This is a genomic window from Oleiphilus sp. HI0123 (assembly GCF_001635315.1).
This window is the reverse complement of the sequence record NZ_LWGE01001350.1, coordinates 1-3990: the sequence shown is the minus strand read 5'-3', so window position 1 is coordinate 3990 and position 3990 is coordinate 1. Positions and strand designations below refer to the sequence as shown.

Here is a 3990-nt window from a genome sequence, read left to right as displayed (position 1 = left end):
CCCTGGACAAGTTGATGTTTATCACTTGATCCCAAAAGTGCTCTGGCATGTTAGCAATAGTCTTGTCGCGAGTAATGCCAGCGTTATGAACAATGATATCTATTACGCCGAGTTGCGCACCAATAGTATTGCATATAGAGTCGACCGAGCTTTCTGCGCTTAAATCCAATGCAACACTGTGTCCAGAAATCTCTTTAGCGAGAGCTTGTGTAGCACTTTCATTGGCAGGTATATCCAGGCAGACGACTGTTGCACCATCGCGCGCTAATGTTTTTGCGGTGTGATAGCCAATCCCCTGAGCAGCTCCAGTTACAAGAGCAGTTTTGCCGAGTAGTGGCTTAGCCTGGTCTGTTCTTTTCTGCTTGGTTGCTTTGTTGCAAAGCTGAATAGATTGTCCGCTTATGTAGGCTGACTTGGGCGAAAGGAAAAACCTGAGAGAGCTGTCTAGATATTTCTGAGCGCCTTTTTCCAGGTAAATAACATTGCTGGTGATCCCTTTTTTACCACACTCTTTAGCTAGCGATTTTGCAAACCCTATTAAGGAGCCTTGCAAAGAAGCGCTTTCCGGTGATTCAAGTTGCGAAGGTGATTGCCCAATAATGACAAAGCGTCCATTAATACTAATTTTCTTAACGGAACGAGTAAAGACGCTGTACAATTGCTTCAGTTCTTGGCTTGTTTTTATTCCCGTCGCATCAAAAACTAAAGCTTTAAACTTGTGATCTTCAAGGTTGTCGATCTGAATTTCTGTACATTTAGCTTTATAACTCGTAGGTGCGGCCGATAAGTTTAGTGTCTCGGTATTAGAGCGTGCACTAAACAGGGTAATGTTGTCGGAGTCGAGAGCCTTAAATACACTATTAGTCGCAAAATTATGCTTAGTCGCGGCAAGCAGGATTTTACCGCTAATATTATATAAGCTTTCGTGTTCGCTACGAGCAAGATTAAGAGGTTTAGGCAAGTTCAAAGCTTGGATGATTGGCTGTGTATACTGAGAGTTCGCAAGCTTTAGATATAGATCACTCATGTCGACTTTTTACCCTTTAAAAAATAACAATAGAGCCTCGTGCGCGGCATGCGCTAGTGTAACGCAAACTATTATAATATCTTACAAAAAATCTATTTTTCTTGAGATAACGTTTTATGACGACACATGACAATTCCTTGAATAACGCTGACCAATATGCGCAGCAGTGGATAAATGATCTGCGCAAGCGCAATAGCCTGCTTAACGGTACGTGGATAGTCACTCTTATCATGGCCTTGGCTTTCGGGCTCTCAGCATTTTATTTTTATCACCAGGGTCAAACTGCACTCCTGGACAGCGTCTTATCTAAGCAAGAAATAGGTAAGCTCGAACTTCAGCTTAAAAATCAGCAAGCCAAAATGTCTACGTCTGGACAATCTCTTGCTGAAACCAAAGCTGAGCACGAGCGTTTGACAAGAGAAAACCAGGCTCAGCAGGAAAAAATACAGGAGTCGGAGGGTGCGCTTGCGGTCAATCAGGATATTATCGACAACCTGAACTCACAACTCGCTTTGCTTAAAGAGGAAAACGAGGCCCTAGCAGCATCCTTGAGTCAGGTTAGGGCGTCTTTGTTGAGTGGCGCAAGCAATAGCGAAGTGCTGGCCGGAGAAAATTCAAGATTAAGCGATGAAATCAAGGTATTAAATAAGAAGTTAAAAGATAGAAAAGGCGCTTATCTTGCGGTTGTAAAACGTCAAAAAGAGACACGCTCAGAGATTGATTATCTTGCATCGAACAACGATAAACTCAATCAGGAGCTAGAGTCTAAGGAGCAGCGGATTACTTCGCTACAAACACAGATTTCACAGTTAAGCGCTTCGAAGACATCTTTGACGGAAGAACTTACCACTGTTAAAAGCGACTATAGCTTACTCGAAGATAAACTTGCTAGCCTTATGGCGCCGATAGGTCCAGCTAGTAACCCTACTACTTCTAAACCAGCGTTAAGCAATACGCTAAGCGCGCCAAGCAATAGCGCCCAAGGTGCAAACACTACGGAAAGTGGCTTCGATGGCTTGGAAGAAATTAAGATACAGAAGCCGCGTGTACTTATGCCAATTCCTTCTACTAGCGCCCCCGCCAAAGTTAAGGCCACTGAAAAAGCTGAAGCTTCTACCTTTGACTATGACAAAATAGCTATTCCATGAAGAGACTGTGTATTAGGGGAAAGTAAAAAACATGGATAGTTACAGAGGGGCGCATTTCCTTGCTGGCTCAGGACCAAGTTTTGTAACGGTTGCGAAAAGTTTATATCGTCGTCGATACCCTAATGTTGTAGTGCAAGGTGACTCCTGGTTTGATTACCCTGGCAGGCAGAAACATTTTTTCTACGGACCGAATAATTTACATCAGGCCCTGATGCAGATTATTCCTACTGGCGCAAACTGGTGGGATAGTAGCGTCTCAATGGCTACGGCAAAGCAGGTTTCGCGTGAATCCAGTGTATTTCGCTATGCTAAATACAATCGAGTTAGACTCGATGTATATTGTCTAAGTATGGGTGGGAATGATTTATTCGCTGGCTTAAAGTTTATCCTTAAAGATTATGATGATAAAAATCAATCGCCTTCAGAGTGCTTTAATTCAGGGAAAGAGCGCTTACTTCAAAACATCAGAGATGATTATCATAAGGTATTGAAAGACCGAGACCGATATCTACCTAGCGTGCCTGTCCTTGCGCATTGTTATGCGTCGCCAGATCAACGCCAGCGAGGCTTCAAGTTGGCATTCCTAAAGGCCGGGCCTTGGATAAAAACAGCATTTGATGCGAAAGCTTATCCACCTATGCTTACTTCTAACATAGATAACTGTATAAGGAGACGGGCGATTCGCTATCTGCATGCGCAGCTTTCTGAAACAATTATAGGCGCAATGGGGCAATATCAGAATACGCTAAGTTATGATGCTTTTGGTCGGGGAGTAGACTTGTCAGCAGCAAAATATTGGGATGATGAAATTCATTTAAGCCCGAAAGGGTGGATTATGTACGCGAAAGATATGCAAGAGTATATGATCGAAAATGGTCTAGATATTAGAGCGTTGAAGAGGAGGTGAAGAGCTAAGCGGATAGTTATAGCTTAGCTCTTCAGATAGAGCGCTAGCTCAAGTTAGCAGCAAGAAGAGCCGCCGTCACCTGTTTCGAATATAGGGTCACCATCGAAGGGTAAGCTAGATCCACAGCCTTCAAAAATGCCGTAATGAGTGTTCCAGTCACCAATAAACTCGAAGTACTTTTTAAATCGTGTTTCATTCAGCATGCGCCAGGTATTGCCGCAAACAGGGAAAATCCTACCTTTTTCGATGATATGGTGCTTATCAAGAACGAAAGCGTGTTCAAAGTGCTCGATACCGCCTTTGTAAATAACAGCCTGGCCATAATCTTCACAGTGCGGTTCAAGGTCTTTTATTTTAAATAAACGGTAGGTTGCCGAATAAAAACCGATATGGCCGACTTTTTCTTGCACCGATTCATTTTCAATAGTGATGACATCGTCTTCTACAAGCCTCGGGTCCAAAAAACCGACTTTTTTAGCTAGGTTTTCAAAATCGTTCCAGTAAAGTGCGCCGCTCAAACACTCGCCGTATAGGACTGGGTCCTCAACAAGGTGTTGGGGAACTCTCCGGTCTGAATAGACGTCAGAGAAGTAAAGCTCACCTCCTGGTTTTAGTACTCGATAGGCTTCTCGCAATACGGCTTCCTTGTCTGGTGAAAGGTTGATAACGCAATTTGATACGATGATATCAAAACTGTTTTCTTCAAGGCCAAGTTCGTTTAAACGTTCGATATAACCCAGCTTGAATTCTGTATTCTTGCTTGCGTAGCCGAATTTCTCGGCATGGTAAGATTCGTGCTCAAGTGCAATGGTAAGCTGCTCTTCTGTCATGTCGATACCTAAGACACGGCCTTGTTCGCCAACCCATTGGGATAGAACGTAGCAATCTCTGCCAGACCCGCTGCCAAG

4 protein-coding genes are annotated in these 3990 nt (G+C 43.5%); 2 read left to right on the top strand and 2 right to left on the bottom strand.

Annotated elements, in window-relative coordinates; all coding sequences use genetic code 11:
• On the bottom strand, positions 1-1027 hold a 1027-nt coding region (locus A3761_RS16865), incomplete at its 3' end, for an SDR family oxidoreductase (protein WP_068750557.1).
• Between the two features lie 116 nt (positions 1028-1143).
• On the opposite strand from A3761_RS16865, the gene A3761_RS16860 reads away from it, so the two are divergent.
• Both A3761_RS16860 and A3761_RS16855 read left to right on the top strand, forming a co-directional pair.
• Entirely contained in the window at positions 1144-2175 is a 1032-nt protein-coding gene (locus A3761_RS16860) for a hypothetical protein (RefSeq protein ID WP_068552774.1), read from the top strand.
• Positions 2176-2206: 31 nt separating this feature from the next.
• Positions 2207-3082, top strand: coding sequence for a hypothetical protein (locus A3761_RS16855; protein ID WP_068552772.1), 876 nt, complete (start codon positions 2207-2209; stop codon positions 3080-3082).
• Positions 3083-3135: 53 nt separating this feature from the next.
• On the opposite strand, the gene A3761_RS16850 is transcribed toward A3761_RS16855, so the two are convergent.
• On the bottom strand, positions 3136-3990 hold an 855-nt coding region (locus A3761_RS16850), incomplete at its 5' end, for a methyltransferase domain-containing protein (protein WP_068750555.1).